Genomic DNA, 16962 nt, shown 5'->3' with positions numbered 1-16962 from the left:
GGTCACACAAGGCAGACGACCTGTCGGCCGGGTTCGCACAATCATGGCGCTGTGCCTGTCCATGCGAAAGAGACCACCGTGAGAAATCGGATCAGCGCCCTCCTCGGCGGGCTGGGCGTCATCGGCTGAGGGCCGCCCCCGTGTGGAGGCGGCCCCGTCGCCTGCCTACTGCCGGCCCTCTTCCGGCAGCCCGTTGTCGAACTGCTGGGGCTGCACCTGCTGGTGCGGCTTGCCCCGCTCGCCCCGCGCCAGGACGGCGGCGTCCGGGTAGTCGGTGACGAACGCGTCCACGCCCAGGTCCAGGTGCGCGCGGTACTCCGCCAGCGCGTCACCGTGGTCGGTCGCGACCTGGCCGCGGCGCAGCTGCAGGGGCAGGTACTGGTTCTCGTTGCGGAAGGTGTACACGCCGATCTTCAGTCCCGCCTTGTGCGCGTCGGAGACCAGCGTCGTCGGGGTGCCCCAGCTGCCGTCCGGGTTGAGCGGGATCGCCGAGGACTTGTCCGGCCCGATCCACTGCGCGTACTGCGCGATCTTCGCCAGCCCTTCGGGCTTCATCATGTCCGCGTAGGTCGTCGGGTCCCCGGCCGCGGCCAGGTCGTACGGCTGGCCGGTGGTGCCCAGCGCCTGCCACAGCGGCACGCGCAGGTCCTTGGCCACCCGCTTGAGGCTGGACGGCTCGAACGACTGCACCACCACCGGGCCGCCCGGCCGGTCGAGGCCGTTGCGCCTGACGGTCTCGATCAGCGGCTCCTCCAGCGGCAGCCCGATCGACCTGAAGTACGTCGGGTGCTTGGTCTCGGGGAAGACGCCGACCTGCCTGCCGTACTGGCGCGAGAGCCGCTTGGCCAGGTCGAGCACCTCCTGGAAGGTGAGCACCTGGTAGTAGCCGTTGTATACGGTGTTGCGCTGGCGGATCGCGGGCAGCCGCTCGACCGCGCGCAGCGTCTTCAGCTCGGACAGCGTGAAGTCCTCGGTGAACCACCCGGTCACGTTGCGCCCGTCGACGACCTTGGTGGTCCTGCGCCCGGCGAACTCGGGGCGCAGCGACACATCGGTGGTGCCGGAGATCTCGTTCTCGTGCCGGACGACCAGCACGTGGTCCTTGGTCGGCACCAGGTCGGGCTCGATCCAATCGGCGCCCATGGCCACGGCGAGCTCGTAGCCGCCCTGCGTGTGCTCGGGGCGGTGGCCCGCCGCGCCGCGGTGGCCGATGACGACGACCTGGGACCGGTCGGGCGTGGCCTGGGCGGCGGCCGGAGCGGCGCCGGCTCCGGCGAGGGGGGTGATGACGGCGAGCGTGGTGGCCGCGATCTTTCGCACGTGAGACTCCCTGCGGCAGCTGCACCGGAGACTCTCACCGGTGATCGCCGCGGCGATTATGGTAAGGACCGAAATGCGACTATGGGCCAATATTGCCGGAATTTCCGGTGACGCCTTGTACGCGTTCCGGCAGCGCGCGCTCGGAGGCCCCCCAGCGTCCCGGTGGCCGGCTACGCGCCGTCAGCAGCAGTCGGGGGTTGACCGCACGGGTCCGGCGGACCCGGCCGCCGACCGGCTGCCGGTGCTCGCCTCCCGGTCGGCGGCGATCCGGCCGCGCAGCATGGTCTCCATGACCTTCATGAAGCGCTGCGCCCGGGGAGCGCCGATGACGAACGGGTTCGCGGCCCCGGACGACCCGCTGCGCAGCTCCTCCATGCGCGCCAGGCCGTTGTCGCAGAGCCCGTGGTTGTTCAGCTCGACGTCCACGCCCGCCTGCCTCATCCGGGCGGTGAAGGCGAGCACGGAGGCGAGGAGGGTCCGCTTGTCCCGGGTGGCGGTGGGCGGGTTGGTGCCGCCCCACAACATCGCGGTGTGCCGCTGTCCCTTCCACCGCACCGGGAAGATCGGCGAGACGGTGCCCGGCGTGTGTCCGGGCGTGTGGTGGAAGGTGACCGTGGTGTCGCCGAGGGTCAGCCGCTGACCGTCGGCGATGTCCAGGTCCCGCTTGGGAGCGTTGGCCGGGCGGTCGGCGGCGATGAGGTTCCAGTCGGCCGGGGCCATCATGACGCGGGCCCCGTACTGGTCGGCGAGGTACTGGGCGCCGCCGAAATGATCGACGTGGCCGTGGGCGGCCACCACGTACTTGATCGTCGAGGGGTCCACTCCCAGCGAACGCAGCTCCGGGACGATGACCTTCTTGGCGTCGTCCGGCGAGCCCAGCGCGTCGATGAGGATGACACCCCCGGACGTGAGGAGCGCCGTGGCCGAGACGAAGCCGGTGCTCACCACGGCCACGTTGTCGAAGATCTTCAGCGGCTTGGGGGCCTTCACCTCCGGGATCGCGGCGCCGGGGGAGAGCGCCTTGACGAGCTGGCGCAGGACCGGGTCGTCGCCGGCCAGCTCGGCCGCGCGGTCGTAGTAGTCCTTCGCGCGCCTGGCCGTGGCGGCCGACGCCTCGGCCGCGCCTCCTGCCAGCGGCAGGAGGGCCGAGACGGCCAGCAGAGTACGGCGGGACAGGTGGGACTGGTCGAACGACATGCGGGCGGACCTGCTTTCACGGGTGGACGTCGGTGCCGCCCAGCAGACCAGAGCCGATCATGCGATGTCCAATATTGGTAACGCTGGGGCTTCGATAGGGAAGCCGATATCGAAGCAGGTCAGGCGGGTGCGGGGGCTCTGCGCGGCGTGAAGAGCGCGATCAGCGCCATGGCCACGACGATCAGCGGCACATTGATCAGGAAGACCCACCGGAAGGACAGGAACTCGGTGACGACGCCGCCGATCACGGGCCCCGCGATCTGGGCCGGGACGGCGAGCGCCACCGGGATCACCAGCGCCGGCCACAATTCGGTGCCGCGGAAGTGCTCCCTGGCGAGCTCGAAGCCCGCCCGCAGCACGATCGCGGCCGCCAGCCCCTGCGCGGCCCGGCAGCCGATCAGCATGACGCCGTTCGCGGCGAACGCGCTCGCCGCCGAGGTCAGGCCGAACGCGCCGAGCCCCAGGAGGAGCACGCTGAGCCGGCCCTTCACGGGGATCGACACCGCTAACAGGGCGGCCGGATAGACGTAGACCAGCCATACGCCGGCGGCCGGGGTCAAGTGGAGGTCTCTGGAGATCGCCTCCTGCGCCGCGTGCAGCGCGGTCCAGTTCGCGGAGAAGAGTGCCACGCACAAGCCCAGGGCGACCATCATCTGCCATCGTCCAGTCACGGCCCGACACTTTACTCTCACATACTTGACGATCACTCGTCGCGACCGCTACGCCAGGTTGCCATTCGACTCCTCAGGGTTACTATGGCGTGGGGCCCGGAGGACCTTCCCGGCCCTTCCCCCTGACCACGGAGTGCCGCATGGAGCGAACGGTTCTGGCCGCCGTCACCGAACGTCCCGACGCCGATTCGGCACTCGCCGAGCAGCTCCGCCGCGTGTGCGCGGCGATGGACGAGCTCGGGCTCCAGGTGCGCTGGACCCACCGGGCCGAGGACTCCCTGGCGGTGGTCGGGTCCGACGCGTCGCTGTCGGCGGTGCTGGTGGCGTGGGAGGCGCCGGGGGCCGAGGAGCTGCTCGGTGCGGTCTCCAGGCGCTTCCGCGGCCTGCCCGTCTTCCTGATGACGCAGGAGCAGGAGCTTCCGCTGTGGGTGTACGAGGTCATCCAGGGCTACGTCTTCCCGCTGGAGGACACCCCGCGCTTCATCGCCGGGCGCATCGCCTACGCGGCCGAACAGTACGCCGAGAAGATCCTGCCGCCGTTCTTCGGCGCGCTGCGGCGCCTTGAGGACCACCATCGCTACTCCTGGCACACGCCGGCGCACGCCGGAGGCGTGGCGTTCCTCAAGTCGCCGGTGGGGCGGGCGTTCTTCGACTTCTACGGGGAGCGGCTGCTGCGCACCGATCTGTCCATCTCCGTCACCGAGCTGGGGTCGCCGCTCGACCACACCGGCCCGATCGGCGAGGCCGAGCGCAACGCCGCCCGCGTCTTCGGCGCCGACCGCACGTTCTTCGTGGTCAACGGCAACTCCACGGCCAACCGCATCGTCGGTCACCACGCGATCGCCCGTGACGACACCGTGCTGGTCGACCGCAACTGCCACAAGTCGGTCCAGCACGCGCTGGCCATCAGCGGGGCCCGCCCGGTCTACCTCGTGCCCGAGCGCAACGGGCTCGGGCTGGCGGGCCCGATCCCGCCCGCCGCGCTGGAGGCGGACGCGGTCCGGGCGCGGGTGGCCGCTCATCCCCTGGCCGCCGGAGCGCCGGCGTACGCGGTGATCACCAACTCCACCTACGACGGGGTGTGCTACGACGCGGTGCGGGTCGGCGAGCTGCTGGGCGCCAGCGTGCCGCGGCTGCACTTCGACGAGGCGTGGTTCGCCTACGGCCGGTTCAACCCGCTCTACGCCGGCCGGTACGGCATGGCGATCGACGAGTCCACGCTGCCCGGCCCCGGCCGCCCCACCGTGTTCGCCACCCAGTCGACGCACAAGCTCCTGGCCGCGCTGTCGCAGGCGGCGATGCTGCACGTCCGTCCCGCGGAGCGGGCGCCGGTCGACTACGACGCGTTCAACGAGACGTACCTCATGCACGCCTCCACCTCGCCGCTTTACCCGATGATCGCCTCGCTGGACGTCGCGGCGGCGATGATGGACGGCCCGTCGGGGCCGTTCCTCACCGGGGAGGCGATCGTCGAGGCGGTCCGGTTCCGGCAGGCGATGGTGCGGCTGGCCGCGCGCATCCGCGAGGACGGCCGGCGGCCCGACTGGTTCTTCGGCGTCTGGCAGCCCCCTGCGGTCACCGACCCGCATACCGGCCGGACCGTCCCGTTCGCCGAGGCCGATCCGGCGCTGCTGTGCGCCGAGCCCCGGTGCTGGACCCTGAATGCAGGGGCGGCGTGGCACGGGTTCGACGGGATGTCCGAGGGCTACGGCCTGCTCGATCCGGTCAAGGTGACGATCACCTGCCCGGGGGCCGACGCCGCCACCGGCACGCTCGACTGGGGCATCCCGGCCCGCGTCGTGGCCGCCTATCTGGCGCGGCGCGGCATCGTGGTGGAGAAGACGGGCGACCACACGCTGCTGGTGCTGTTCTCCATGGGGATCACCAAGGGCAAGTGGGGCACGCTGATCGACGCGCTCACCGACTTCAAGAGCGCCTACGACGACGACCTGTCCCTGGCGGAGGTGCTGCCGGGCTTCGGGCCGCCCGCGGTCTCGCTGCAGAAGTTCTGCACCCTGGTCCACGAGAAGCTGCGCGACTCCGAGCTCGGGAAGCTGCTCGACCAGGTCTTCACCACCCTGCCCGAGCCGGTGCTGACCCCCGCCGACTGCTACCAGGCCATGATCCGGGCCCGCACCGAACGCGTCCTGCTGGCCGACCTGCCGGGGCGGGTCGCCGCGGCCACGGTGGTGGTCACCCCGCCCGGCATCCCCATGCTGATGCCCGGCGAGGCGAGCGGCCCGGCCGACGGGCCGCTGATGACCTATCTGCGGGCGCTGGAGGACTTCGACCGGGCCTTCCCCGACCTGGCCACCGAGATCCACGGCGCCCACCGCGACGGTGACGGCCGCTACCGGGTGGAGGTCGTCAAGGCCTGAGCCTCCAGGGGGGACGTCCGGCTGGGGGTCACTGCGGCCGACAACGGCGCCGTGGTGCACGTCACCGTCGACGCCGGCACTCCCTCCGCGGTGATTGGCGCCGCCGAGTCCCCATGGCGGCGACAGGCGGCCGGCCGGGGCGTCAGCCGGCCGGGCGCTTGCCGAGCTCGTCGGACCAGCCCATGTCCTCCAGCGCCACCCTCAGCAGGAGTTTGTCCTTCTCGGCCAGCTCGTACTGCAGCAGCTCCGCCGACTGCTCGTCCACGATCAGCCGCACCGTGAGCGCGTGCGCCGTCGGAGCGGAGAGGGCGACCCCGGTACGCCCCAGCGCGTCCGAGGTCCTGCCCTCGAGCGTCATGACCGGCTGGTCGGCCAGCACGCGGAACAGGGCCGAGCGGGTGCCCGGCTTGAGCGGCGCCGTCATCAGGTCCACGCCGGTCTGCCAGAGGTAGCCGGCCTTGTCGGTGTTCGCGCTGTTCGGGCTGCGCTTCCACAGGTCGTCCAGGCGGCGGCGCAGCGCGTCCTCGCCGGTGGGCAGGTCCGCGATGTTGCGCAGGTTCAGGCTCGGGTTGTCGATCGACAGGATCCGCTCGGTGTCGTCGTCGTAGGTCGTGGGCCGCTTCTCGACCAGCTCGGGGGAGCCGGCCGCGCGCCAGTCGGCCTCGTCCTGCGGGGAGCCGAAGGTGACGTCGACGTCCTGGTTGCCCACGCTGCGGCCGGTCTCGCCCGCCTTCATCGGGCGCCAGGTCTCACGGGTGTCGGCGGCGAAGGCCGTGTACGGCGGCTCGGCGGTCCCGCCGTTCTTCAGCTCCGTGACCTTCCGGTCGAACTCCTTCTTCGCGGCGGCCAGCCGCTCCGGGGCGTCCTTGAGCCCCGCCTCCTTGCGCTTCTGCGCGTCGAGCAGGGCCTTGAGCTTGGCCATGTACTCGCCCGGCACGTTCTGTATCTTCGCGAACGTGCGCTCCCGGACATACCAGTAGCGGCCGGACCCGTCCGGCTCGCGCAGCGCCGTCGAGGCCGCCGCGAGCAGGAAGGAGCGGGCGTTCAGCGGCTCGGTCGCGACTCCCGGGCTCGGCGTCCTGGGGGCCGGGGTCTCGCCGGAGGCGACGACCACGGTGGCGGCCGCGAGCCCGGCCGCCGCAGCGCTCGCCACCAGCAGGAACGGTCGCCGCGAGCGCCGCTTGACGCGCGGCGTGGCGAAGGCGCGGGCCAGGTCGGCCGAGCGGCGCCGCCGGTAGCCGTCCTCGGCCAGTTCGTCCAGCCCGTCGGGCTTGAGCTCGGCGAAGAGTCGGTCGGTCATCAGGGTCCTCCAAGGGTGTGATCAGGAGTCGAGGCTGCGGGCCGGGCTCGCGCCGCCCAGGCGCAGGGCCTGGGTGAGACGCTTGCGCGCACGGTGGAGCCGGACGTTGTACGTACGGACCGAGCAGCCCACGACGGAGGCCGCCTGCTCGGGCGGCAGGCCGTACCAGGTGGCGAAGATCATGGCCTCTACGTCGTGCTCCGGCAGGGCCGACAGCGCGGCCAGCGCGGTCTCCCGGTCGATGACGTGCTCGGCCACGTCCCAGGCCACCTGGTCGCGCGGGGTGGTCAGGGCCACGATCCGGTCGACCAGGGCCTGCCGCCGGTGGCGCGAGTCGCGCTGCTTGGCCAGCAGGTTGCGCGCCACCCCGAGCAGCCACGGCAGCGGCGGCTCCGGCAGGTCGTCGAGCCGTCGCCACGCCACGAGGAACGTCTCGCTGGAGACGTCCTCGGCCAGGTCGCGCTCGGCCCGCAGCAGGGCGTAGCCCAGGACGCTGCGATAGTGCCGGTCGTAGAGGTCTGTGAATCGTTCCTCGGGATCATCCACACCCAGTAGTCCCTCCGGACGCTCCTGGATTACCGCGACCTACCGAATTATTCGGTTGCTCTCCTCCCGCGTGAGCCGGTTACGACGGGCCGCCGGCCCGGATGGCGGCGGGGCCATGGCCGTACCAGCGGTGGATGGCCCGCCGCAGCGCCCGGGAGTCGGTGAAGCCGACCCGCGCGGCGATGGACTCCACGCTGAGCGTGGTCTCCCGCAGCAGGCGGTCCACCCGCCGCCGGCGGAGCCTCTCCAGCTCCTCCCGCCAGCTGGTGCCCTCGTCGCGCAGGCGGCGCTGGAGGGTCCGCGGGCTCATGGCCAGCTGCCCGGCCACCTGGTCGAGGCCCGGCGGGCCGCCCGCGACCGCGGACTCGAGCACGGCGTGGAACCGGTCGAGCCAGCCCAGCACCGGCCGGGCGGCCGCGACGGACAGGCGCGCGTGGTCGTCCAGGATCGCGGCGAGCGCGGGGTCGGCACGCGGCAGCGGGGCCTCGATGTCGGCCCAGGCGAACGTGATCGACGGGTCATCGGTCTCCAACCGGACGCGCCTGGTGCCGAAGAGCGCGCCCGGCCGCCACAGCTCCATGACCCGGTTGCTGCCGCCCGTCTTCCACGCCGGGCCGGAGACCAGCCCTACGCGGAGTCCGCCGAGAGCGGGCGGGTCATGGCGCTGGCGCTGCACCCGTTCGTCATCGGCCAGGCGTTCCGGCGAAGTACCTGGATCAGGCGCTCGAGTACGTCGCCGGCCACGACGGCGTATGGCTGACGACCAGCGACGAGATCGCCGAGCACTACGCGGGCATGGGGCGGTCGTAGAGTGACCGCGTGAGAAGACATATCGCGTTCGAGCGGCTGCACAACTTCCGGGATCTGGGCGGCTACCGGGCCGCCGACGGGAGCGTGGTGCGGTGGGGGCGGCTGTTCAGGTCCGATTCGCTGGCCAAGCTGCGCGACGAGGACTGGGACCGCTTCCTCGGCTTGGGCGTCCGTACGGTGATCGACCTGCGCTACCCCTGGGAGATCGAGGCCAAGGGGCGGGTGCCGCACCACGACGGGGTGACCTACCACAACCTCAGCATCGAGCACCGGCCCTACGACCAGGCGGAGATCGACCCGGACGCCGACCCGTGGCGCTTCCTGGCCGACCGCTACGCCGAGGTCGCCCTCGACGGCGTCGCGGAGCTGCGGCAGGCCCTGGAGATCATCGCCTCGGCGGACGAGCCGCTGGTGTTCCACTGTGCCTCCGGCAAGGACCGGACCGGGCTGGTGGCAGCGCTGGTGCTGGCCCTGCTGGAGGTGCCGGAAGACGACATCGTGCGGGACTTCGCGCTGACCGAGCTGGCCACCGACCGGCTGATCGCCGATTGGCGGGCGGCCCACCCGGGCCGCGAACCGAAGTGGCCCGGGTACGGCAGAGCCCCCGCCGAGATCATGCGGCTCTTCCTGGCCGACCTGGCGGCGGCTCACGGCTCCGTCCGGCGTTATGTCACCGAGCGGCTCGGCGTGGACGAGGAGCTGATCTCAGAACTCCGCGCCCGGTACCTCCACGCCGGCGACCATCGGTAGGAGGCGACCTCGGCGCCAGAGGGAGGACGGCGTCCAGGCGCTCCGGTCCCGCGGGCCAGGCGGGGCCCGCGCTGAAGGCCGTCTCACGCTGCCGCAGAGGACGCGAAGTCCTCGAGGAGGTCGTTGAAGAGGTCCGGGCGCTCCATGTTGGGGTAGTGGGCGGCGCCGTCGATCGAGATCGCCCGCCCGTCGGCGACGGTACGGGCGAGCCGTTCGGCCATGCCGATGTGGTCCGGCGAGTCGAGGACGCCGTTGACCGCCAGCACGGGAACGCCGATCCCGGCGACGCGCTCCCAGGTGTCGCGGACCGGGACGAGCAGGTCGGGTTCGCCGGCGGTGTGCTTGGACATGGTGGCCCTGGCCATCCGGCGCAGGCGGCCGGCGACACCGGGGTCGAGGTCGTCGATGGCGCGGTGCGGGCCCGCCGCGAACAGCATGAAGCCCTCGACCGAGCCCTCCAGATCGCCGGCGGCCATCGCCGCGTGCCAGGTGGCCAGGGCCCGGGCGGTCCAGGGGTCGGCGAAGTACGGCTCGCCGGTGCCGGCGCCGCTGACGAGCACGGCGGCGACCAGGTCCGGGTGCTCCAGCGCGGTGTCGACCGCGATGCTCGCGCCCATGGACACGCCTGCCAGGACCGCCGGCCCCGTGTCCAGGTGGCGCAGCAGCGCGGCGAGGTCGTCGGTGAGCCGGTACGGCTCGGCGGCGTTGGCGGAGCGGCCGTGGCCGCGGGCGTCGGGGGCGATGACGCGGTAGCGCGAGGCGAAGCGGGAAATCTGGTCGTCCCACATGCCGTGGTCGACGAAGCCGCCGTGCAGCAGGACGAGGGGGCGACCGGTGCCGGTGTCGAGCCAGAACAGATCCTTCATGACAACTAGGGTGTCATTTTCGAGCGAACATGACAACCTAGGTGTCATCATGGAGAGGTGAGCGACACGAACCGCAGTCCGGGCGACCGGCTCACCGAGGTGTTCGACCTGGTGGGTCCGCTGTATCGGCGCGCCCAGCGCAAGGTGGAGCAGGACGCGCCCATCGAGGGGCTGTCGGTCGGGGTACGGGCCGTGCTCAACCTACTCCGCGAGCACGGGCCCATGACGGTCCCCCAGATGGGGCGGGCCCAGGCGTTGAGCCGCCAGTTCGTCCAGCGGATGATCAACGATGCGGCCGGGCGGGGTCTGGTCGAGTTCGTCGCCAACCCGGCGCACAGGAGGTCGTCGCTCATCCGGCTGACGGAGCCGGGGCGGGTCGTCATCACCACCGTGATCGACCGCGAGCGCGCCGAGCTGCGCCGGATCGGCGGCGACCTCACCGACGACGAGGTCACCGCCTGCCTCCGGGTCCTCTCGCGCCTGCTCGGGCATCTCGACGACATCGACATGGACTGACCTGGACCTCATCCCACGGTGTAGTCCTTGAGCGGCACCACGTCCTCGGCCACCTCCACCAGGGGCTCGGTGGGCGGCTGGAGGAACCAGCGGGCCGCGGCCCGGCCGTGCAGCTGGTTGCGCTCGACGTAGTCGCGCAGCCGGCTCTCGTACGCGGCGAAGGCGGTGGCGTGGTCCGGGGCCTGCGCCAGCTCCCCGGCCAGCACGTACGCGCCGATCAGCGCCTGTGAGGTGCCGCGGCCGGAGGTGGGCGCGGCGCAGTAGGCGGCGTCGCCCACCAGCGCCACCCGGCCGGCCGACCACGAGTCCATCACCACCTGGCCGGAGGAGTCGAAGAAGAACTCCTCGGCCTCGCTCATGGCCTCCAGCAGCCGGGGCACCTCCCAGCCCGCGCCGGCGAAGTGCTCGGCCACCAGCTTCTCCTGCTGCCGGCGGTCGCGCCGGTCGTAGTCCAGGTGGTCGGCCGCGAACGACAGGCCGACGCGGAGCTCGCTGTTGCCGCGGGCGGCGAGGGCCAGCGCGTTGCGGCCGGCGGTGTTGTGCATCAGGCCCGTGCGGTCGAGGCCGAACAGGTTGGGGGCGGTGAACAGCGCGCCGTAGATGCCCAGGTGGCGGACGTAGCGGGACTCGGGGCCGAAGGCGAGCCGACGCACGGTCGAGTGCATCCCGTCCGCGCCGATCACCAGGTCGAACGTACGGGATCCGGCCCGCTCGAAGGTCACGTGGACGCCGGAGCCGTCCTGGTCGAGCCCCGTGATCGTGTCGTCGAACAGGTAGTCGGTGGTGTCGCGGGTGGCCTCGTACAGGATGGCCGTCACGTCGGACTTGAGCACCTCCAGGTCGCCGGAGATGGCGGAGGCGGGCAGCTCGGCCAGGGGCGCGCCGGCGTCGTCGACCAGCGTCATCCCGGTCATGCCGGTCTCGTGCCGGCGCATCTCCTCCAGCAGGCCCATCCGCTCCAGCACCTGCAGCGCGCTGCCGCGGAAGTCGATGGCGGCGCCGCCGCCGCGGACGGCCGGGGCCCGCTCCACGATCGTGGGCGCGTGGCCGTGCCGGTGCAGCCAGTAGGCCAGGGCGGGGCCGGCGACGCTGCCGCCGGAGATCAGGATCCGCATGGGGACTTCCCTTCTCGGTTGGGGTGGGGCAACCGTACGCCGAATTTGGGCAAATGCGCAAGACGTCTGTCTCACGCGTACGTGCTAGGCTGGCCGCCATGGGAAACCGTGAGGACCTGCTGGCCGGGGCGCGGCGCTGCCTGGAGGAGAAGGGGTGGGCGCGCACGACCGTCCGCGACATCTCGGCCGCGGCCGGCGTCAGCATGGCCGCGATCGGCTACCACTTCGGCTCGCGCGAGGCGCTGCTCAACGCGGCGCTGGTGGAGGCGATGCGGGAGTGGGGCGAGCAGATCGGCGCCGCGATGGCGGCCGTGGACGAGGCGGCCACGCCCGATGAGCGCTTCGAGGCGCTCTGGGAGCGGCTCATCGTGTCGATCGGCGAGCACCGCACGCTGTGGCTGGCCAATCTGGAGGCCATGGTGCAGGCTGAGCACTCGCCGGAGCTGCGTGACGAGCTCGTGGCCGGTCAGCGCGAGGGCCGCCGCGGCATGGCCGCGCACCTGGTGGACGGCGACGAGGCGGACATCGCCGAGCGCGAGGTGCGTACTGTCGGCTCGGTGCACCTCGCGCTGCTGCTGGGCGTGATGACGCAGTGGCTCAACGACCCGGATCAGGCCCCGACGGGGGCGGAGGTCCTTGCGGGCCTGCGGGCGCTGACCTCCCGGCTGGGTTGAAGTCCGTCAATCGCGTCGGCGGGATGCCGCTAGCGCCGCAGGTCCAGCCGTACCCTGGCCAGCCAGGACCCCCAGCCGTTCTCCGGCCGGCTGTCCCCGATGCGCAGGTAGAACGTACGGGCCTCGCCCCGCAGCTCGTTGAGGTCGAGCGTGCGCGCCGAGCGGTTGGACAGGTCGCGCACGTCGGCGCCCTCCTGCAGCACGGTCCGCCAGCTCCGGTTGTCGGCCGAGACCTGCACCAGGAACTGGTTGCCGAGGTCCAGCGTCACCGACCCCCCGCTCACCTGGGCCGGCAGCACGAACCGGTAGGTGGCGTGGCTGTCGCCGTCGGTGAAACGGGCGCGCCCGTCGAACACCTCGCCGTCGAGCTGGGACCCGTCGGCCTCCAGGAGCCAGGGCTCCTCGGCCGCCGTGCCGGGCGTGAACTCCACGGTGTCGCCGACCACCGTGACCGTCACCTGCTCGCCGGTCGTGCCCTGGTCGGAGGTCGCGGCGAGCCGGATCGGGTGGCTGCCGGGACCCGCCGTCGCCGGCACCGTCACCTGGAACGTCACGGTCTGCGACGCGCCCGGCGCGATGGGGCCGAAGGCGACCGCTCCCGAGGGTTGGACGGTCCAGCCCTGAGGGGCGGTCGCGGTCAGCCGCCCGGTGGCGGGCCGGTCGGCGTGGCCGGACACGGTCACCGGGAGCGCCACGGTCTCCCCGGGCGAGGCGAAGATCCCGGCGGCCTCGATGACCAGCGGTGACGTGGCGGGCGGCGCGGGCGCGAGCAGCTCGATCTCCGCGAGCGACGTGCCGCCGGCGAACCTGATCCGGTAGTGGGCGTACGCGCCAGGATGCGCGATCTTGAACGGCCGCGTCTGCAGCCGCCACGGGAAGCTCTCGCCGGCCCGCTCGTCGAGCACCTTCCACGACGTGCCGTCGGCGGATCCCTCCAGGACCCATCCGGACGGATCCTCGGACGGCCGGCCGGAGCCGGAGGTGAGCGTGTAGTAACGCGCCTCCCGGTCGCCGTCGAAGCTGTAGCGCACCCATTCGGGCAGCGTCGCCCGGGTCGCCGAGTCGTCGTCGAACAGCGCGCTCACGTCGGCGCCGCCGGCCGCCGACGCCGTGCCGCGCCCCGGCCCCGTGAGGTCGTGCAGCGGAGCGGGGATCCGGTCGTCGTCGGTGATCGAGGGCGGGGCGGCGTTCTTGCCGGTGCCCCAGCGTGACGGCTTCGGCCCCATCTCGAACACCAGCTCGCCGCCCTTGGCGATCAGGTCGTGCGGAAGGTACGTCTTGTCGTACGCCCTGCCGTTGACCTTCAGCCCCTGCACGTAGACGTTGCGCGCGCTGTTGCCCGGCGCCTTGATGACCAGCTTCCTGCCGCCCTCCAGGTGCACCGTCGCCTTCTTGAACAGCGGCGAGCCGATCGCGTAGCAGGGGCTGCCCATCTGCAGCGGGTAGAAGCCCAGCGCCCCGAAGACCTGCCAGGCCGACATCTCCCCGTTGTCCTCGTCGCCGGGATAGCCCTGGCCGATCTCGCTGCCCAGGTACAGCCGCGAGAGCGCCTCGCGCACCCTGGCCTGGGTCTTCCACGGTTGTCCCGCGTAGTCGTACATGTAGGCGATGTGGTGCGAGGGCTGGTTGCTGTGCCCGTACTGGCCCATCCGGATGTCCCGGGCCTCGCGCATCTCGTGGATGATCCCCCCGTACGAGCCGGGGAACGTCGCCGTCTCCTGGGCGGCGAAGAACGCGTCCAGCTTGGCGGCCAGCTTGTCCGCGCCGCCGTACAGGTTGGCCAGGCCGCGGCCGTCCTGCGGGACGTGGAAGGCCATGTTCCAGCCGTCGGTCTCGGTGTAGTCGAAGCCCCACGTACGCGGGTCGTACGCGCTCGGCTTGCGCCGGAAGGAGCCGTCGGCGTTCCTGCCCTGGAAGAAGCGCACCGCGGGGTCGAACAGGTGGACGTAGTTACGGGCCCGGTTCCGGAAATATTCGTATTCCTCCAGGTAGCGGGCACGCTGCGCCCCCGTGGACCGCTCGGCCAGCGCCCTGGCCATGTTCGCGATCCCGAAGTCGTTGATGTAGCCGTCCATCGCCCACGACATCGCCTCGCCGGTCGACTGGATGCTGGTGTACCCGAGGAAGACGGAGGTGGTCAGGCCCTTGCGGCCCACCTGCCGGGTGGGCGGGGCGACGGTGGCGTTCTTGACCGCGGCCTGGTACGCCGCCGCAGCGTCGAAGCCGGTCACCCCCTTCAGGTACGCGTCGGCGAAGGCGACGTCGGAGCTGGTGCCGACCATCAGATCGGCGTACCCGGGCGAGGACCACCGGGAGATCCAGCCGCCGTCCAGGTACTGCCGCACGAACCCGTCGACCATCTCCCCGGCCGCCTTCGGCGTGAGCAGCGCGTACGCGGGCCAGGTGGTGCGGTAGGTGTCCCAGAAGCCGTTGTTGACGTACACCTTCCCGTCCGCCACCGGCGCCCCGGTCTGGGTGGGCGTGCTGGGCGGGGTGCTGGTCGCCGACTGCACGGCGTGCCTGTAGACCGGCGCGGCGGCGGTGCCGGTGTTCTCGAAGCCGGAGTTGGGATACAGGAACAGGCGGTACAGGTTGGAGTACAGCGTGACCAGCTGGTCCCGGCTCGCCCCTTCGACCTCGATGACGCCCAGCTTGGCGTCCCACGCCCGGCGCGCCCGCTCGCTGACCGTCTCCAGCGTGTCCGAGGCGGCGATCTCCAGCTCCAGGTTGCGCCTGGCCTGGTCGACGCTGATCAGCGAGGACGCGATGCGCATGGTGACCGTTCGAGTCGCGCCGGCGTCGAAGGACAGGTAGCCGAGCACGTTGTCGCGGCCCTGGCCGGTCAGCTTGCCGCCGCCGGTGACCGGGCGGTCGAAGACGGCGTAGTAGAACATCCGCGTGGCCCCGGTGGACAGGTCGCTGCGCACGTCGGAGTAGCCGGTCACCACACCGCCGGCCGGGTCCAGGGTCAGGCCGCCGCTGTTGCTCACGTTGTCGAAGATGAGCTTGGCCTCGGAGCCGGGGAAGGTGAAGCGGGCCAGCGCCGCGTGGTCCGCCGGGGCGAGCTCGGTCCTGAGCCCGCTGTCGAAGGTGACCGCGTACAGGTGCGGCTGCGCGACCTCCCGCTCGTGGCGGAAGGCCAGCGCGCGGGCGGTACGGGAGGGATCGGGCACCCCTTCGGCCGCCGAGGGCATGAACTGGAACGTCTGCCGGTCACCCATCCACGGGCTGGGCTCATGGCTGGCGGCGAACGCCTGGATCTGGGGCAGGTTGGCGGCGTTGTTGGCCCGGTGGTAGTCGTACAGCCAGCTCGTCGAGCCGGCGTTGGTCATCGGGGTCCAGAAGTTGAACCCGTGCGGCACCGCGGTGGCCGGGAAGTTGTTCCCCCGCGAGAAACCGCCGGTGGAGTGTGTCCCCCGGGTGGTCACCACGTACTGGGCGGGGCTGCGGTCGTCGCGTGCCGGACGGCCCTCGTACGGCTGCCGCCTCCGCTCCGAGACGATCTTGATGTCGTCCACCCACCCGCGGAACCCGGCGGGCCCTACGGGGCTGTCGTAGGCCACCAGGATGCGGCTGATCCGCTTGCCCTTGGCGACCTCGCCGATCTGGGCGCGCTTGTAGTTCCACTGGTCGGCGTACAGGGTCTTGGACTCGCCCTGCGCGCGCGGCGACAGCCGGACGCCGTGCTGGTCGACGGCCTTCAGGTCGCTGAGGTAGGTGCCGTCGCGGAAGGCCAGGTCCACCGAGACGTACGTGCTGGGGTAGCGCAGATCGGCCGCGGTGAACTCGGGGAAGACCAGGTAGGACAGCTCCGTCGTGGCGGTGACCGGGATGTCCACCTCGAACACCTTGTTGGTGGAGTGGCCGCCGGTCTGGGCGGTGGTGCTGCCCGCGTACTGGAACGCCCGCAGGCCGGAGAAGCCGGCGCGCGGCTTGGACACGAAGCCGCCGTTCGGCCCCGCGCCGATCTGGCTGCGCATGTCGCTGGGCGGCGTGGGGCCGGTCCGGCCGTCCGACAGCTCCCACTCGGCCAGCTGCAGGGTCGAGCCGCCGCCGATCCGGGTGACGTTCAGCCGGTAGTGGGCGTAGGCGGTCGGGTTGGCGAAGCGGTACTCCTTGCGCTGGAAGCGCGCCGTGAACGTCTCGCCGGTCCGGGTGTCCAGCGTGGTCCAGCTCTGCCCGTCCTGGGAGCCCTGCAGCTGCCAGTCGCGCGGGTCGCGCTCGGGCGCGTCGTTGGCGGAGGTCAGCGCGTAGTGCACGACCGCGACGGGGCCCGACAGCGTGTACTGCGCCCAGCCGGTGCCGGCGAACACCAGCCACTTGGTGTTGGCGTCATCGTCGGCCAGGTTCTCCTTCCCCTCGCCGCCGGAGGCGTTCTCGCCGCTGGCGCCGACCTGGGCGATCCGGTCCGAGATGCTGCCCTCGACGCGTCCGGGCAGGGTGCCGATGACGTTCGCGGCCTTCTTGACGCCGCGGGCGTCGGCCTCCGGCGTGTCGATCCATGCCGGCTGCGGGTCTCCGGGCTCGAAGGAGGAGGCGAAGGCCGCGCCCTCGGCCTGGGCCAGGGCCTGCCCGTCCCGCGCGGCCCGCTGCGTCTCCGCCGCGGGCGGAGCCGGCTCGGCGGCCTGCGGGCCGGGGGGCGGGCTGTAGGAGGGGTTGGGAGCCGGAGTGCCCGAAGGGCCCGGGTTGGGCACGGGATCAGGTCCGGCCGGGCCGGTCAGCGCGGCGGCGGGTGCGGCGAGGGCGAGGGTGGTCACGGCGCATAAGACCGCCATCATAAGAGATCGTTCACGACGGGACGGGGAAGGCCAGAGGGTGC

At 72.0% G+C, this 16962-nt stretch carries 13 protein-coding genes; 4 read left to right on the top strand and 9 right to left on the bottom strand.

Annotated features, from left to right (window positions below; genetic code table 11):
* Positions 1-165: 165 nt before the first annotated feature.
* The 3 genes from ACFKCF_RS28465 to ACFKCF_RS28455 all read right to left on the bottom strand — a co-directional run bounded on the left by ACFKCF_RS28465 (position 166) and on the right by ACFKCF_RS28455 (position 3188).
* Positions 166-1320 carry a glycerophosphodiester phosphodiesterase gene (locus tag ACFKCF_RS28465; protein WP_394498242.1) on the bottom strand — a complete coding sequence of 385 codons (1155 nt, stop codon included), beginning with the start codon at positions 1318-1320 and terminating at the stop codon, positions 166-168.
* 180 nt (positions 1321-1500) lie between these two features.
* Entirely contained in the window at positions 1501-2517 is a 1017-nt protein-coding gene (locus tag ACFKCF_RS28460) for an MBL fold metallo-hydrolase (protein WP_394498240.1), read from the bottom strand.
* A 119-nt stretch (positions 2518-2636) separates the two neighbouring features.
* On the bottom strand, positions 2637-3188 hold the full coding sequence (locus ACFKCF_RS28455) for an MFS transporter (protein WP_394498238.1): 552 nt from the start codon (positions 3186-3188) through the stop codon (positions 2637-2639).
* 140 nt (positions 3189-3328) lie between these two features.
* On the opposite strand from ACFKCF_RS28455, the gene ACFKCF_RS28450 reads away from it, so the two are divergent.
* Entirely contained in the window at positions 3329-5566 is a 2238-nt protein-coding gene (locus ACFKCF_RS28450) for an Orn/Lys/Arg decarboxylase N-terminal domain-containing protein (protein WP_394498236.1), read from the top strand.
* 142 nt (positions 5567-5708) lie between these two features.
* Here the strand turns inward: ACFKCF_RS28450 and ACFKCF_RS28445 are convergent, their stop codons facing one another.
* The 3 genes from ACFKCF_RS28445 to ACFKCF_RS28435 all read right to left on the bottom strand — a co-directional run bounded on the left by ACFKCF_RS28445 (position 5709) and on the right by ACFKCF_RS28435 (position 8088).
* Positions 5709-6866: a CU044_5270 family protein gene (locus ACFKCF_RS28445; protein WP_394498234.1), complete on the bottom strand. Its 1158-nt coding sequence runs from the start codon at positions 6864-6866 to the stop codon at positions 5709-5711.
* Between the two features lie 21 nt (positions 6867-6887).
* Positions 6888-7412, bottom strand: a complete 525-nt coding sequence (locus ACFKCF_RS28440) for an RNA polymerase sigma factor (RefSeq protein ID WP_394498232.1) — start codon at positions 7410-7412, stop codon at positions 6888-6890.
* 79 nt (positions 7413-7491) lie between these two features.
* Positions 7492-8088, bottom strand: coding sequence for a helix-turn-helix domain-containing protein (locus ACFKCF_RS28435; protein WP_394498230.1), 597 nt, complete (start codon positions 8086-8088; stop codon positions 7492-7494).
* Positions 8089-8231: 143 nt separating this feature from the next.
* On the opposite strand from ACFKCF_RS28435, the gene ACFKCF_RS28430 reads away from it, so the two are divergent.
* On the top strand, positions 8232-8972 hold the full coding sequence (locus ACFKCF_RS28430; protein ID WP_394498228.1) for a tyrosine-protein phosphatase: 741 nt from the start codon (positions 8232-8234) through the stop codon (positions 8970-8972).
* A gap of 83 nt (positions 8973-9055) precedes the next feature.
* On the opposite strand, the gene ACFKCF_RS28425 is transcribed toward ACFKCF_RS28430, so the two are convergent.
* The gene (locus ACFKCF_RS28425; protein ID WP_394498226.1) at positions 9056-9838 is read right to left on the bottom strand and encodes an alpha/beta fold hydrolase; all 783 of its coding nucleotides are present in this window, start codon (positions 9836-9838) and stop codon (positions 9056-9058) included.
* Positions 9839-9895: 57 nt separating this feature from the next.
* Here ACFKCF_RS28425 and ACFKCF_RS28420 point away from each other — a divergent pair, with 57 nt between their 5' ends.
* On the top strand, positions 9896-10354 hold the full coding sequence (locus tag ACFKCF_RS28420) for a MarR family winged helix-turn-helix transcriptional regulator (RefSeq protein ID WP_394498225.1): 459 nt from the start codon (positions 9896-9898) through the stop codon (positions 10352-10354).
* 8 nt (positions 10355-10362) lie between these two features.
* On the opposite strand, the gene ACFKCF_RS28415 is transcribed toward ACFKCF_RS28420, so the two are convergent.
* On the bottom strand, positions 10363-11469 hold the full coding sequence (locus tag ACFKCF_RS28415) for an FAD-dependent monooxygenase (RefSeq protein ID WP_394498223.1): 1107 nt from the start codon (positions 11467-11469) through the stop codon (positions 10363-10365).
* 98 nt (positions 11470-11567) lie between these two features.
* Between ACFKCF_RS28415 and ACFKCF_RS28410 the strand changes: the two genes are divergently transcribed.
* Positions 11568-12143, top strand: a complete 576-nt coding sequence (locus tag ACFKCF_RS28410; RefSeq protein ID WP_394498221.1) for a TetR/AcrR family transcriptional regulator — start codon at positions 11568-11570, stop codon at positions 12141-12143.
* A 29-nt stretch (positions 12144-12172) separates the two neighbouring features.
* Here ACFKCF_RS28410 and ACFKCF_RS28405 read toward each other — a convergent pair whose 3' ends face one another.
* Entirely contained in the window at positions 12173-16900 is a 4728-nt protein-coding gene (locus ACFKCF_RS28405; RefSeq protein WP_394498220.1) for a GH92 family glycosyl hydrolase, read from the bottom strand.
* Positions 16901-16962: the final 62 nt, after the last annotated feature.

This window comes from Nonomuraea sp. JJY05, from assembly GCF_043496855.1.
In the GTDB taxonomy this organism is placed as follows: domain Bacteria; phylum Actinomycetota; class Actinomycetes; order Streptosporangiales; family Streptosporangiaceae; genus Nonomuraea.
Note: the sequence above shows the minus strand (reverse complement) of the source record. Positions and strands in the feature narration are given on the sequence as shown.

Coding starts and splice junctions, on each gene's coding strand:
- ACFKCF_RS28460 (WP_394498240.1), bottom strand. CDS start 2,517: ATGTCGTTCGACCAGTCCCACCTGTCCCGCCGTACTCTGCTGGCCGTC.
- ACFKCF_RS28450 (WP_394498236.1), top strand. CDS start 3,329: ATGGAGCGAACGGTTCTGGCCGCCGTCACCGAACGTCCCGACGCCGAT.
- ACFKCF_RS28445 (WP_394498234.1), bottom strand. CDS start 6,866: ATGACCGACCGACTCTTCGCCGAGCTCAAGCCCGACGGGCTGGACGAA.
- ACFKCF_RS28425 (WP_394498226.1), bottom strand. CDS start 9,838: ATGAAGGATCTGTTCTGGCTCGACACCGGCACCGGTCGCCCCCTCGTC.
- ACFKCF_RS28415 (WP_394498223.1), bottom strand. CDS start 11,469: ATGCGGATCCTGATCTCCGGCGGCAGCGTCGCCGGCCCCGCCCTGGCC.
- ACFKCF_RS28410 (WP_394498221.1), top strand. CDS start 11,568: ATGGGAAACCGTGAGGACCTGCTGGCCGGGGCGCGGCGCTGCCTGGAG.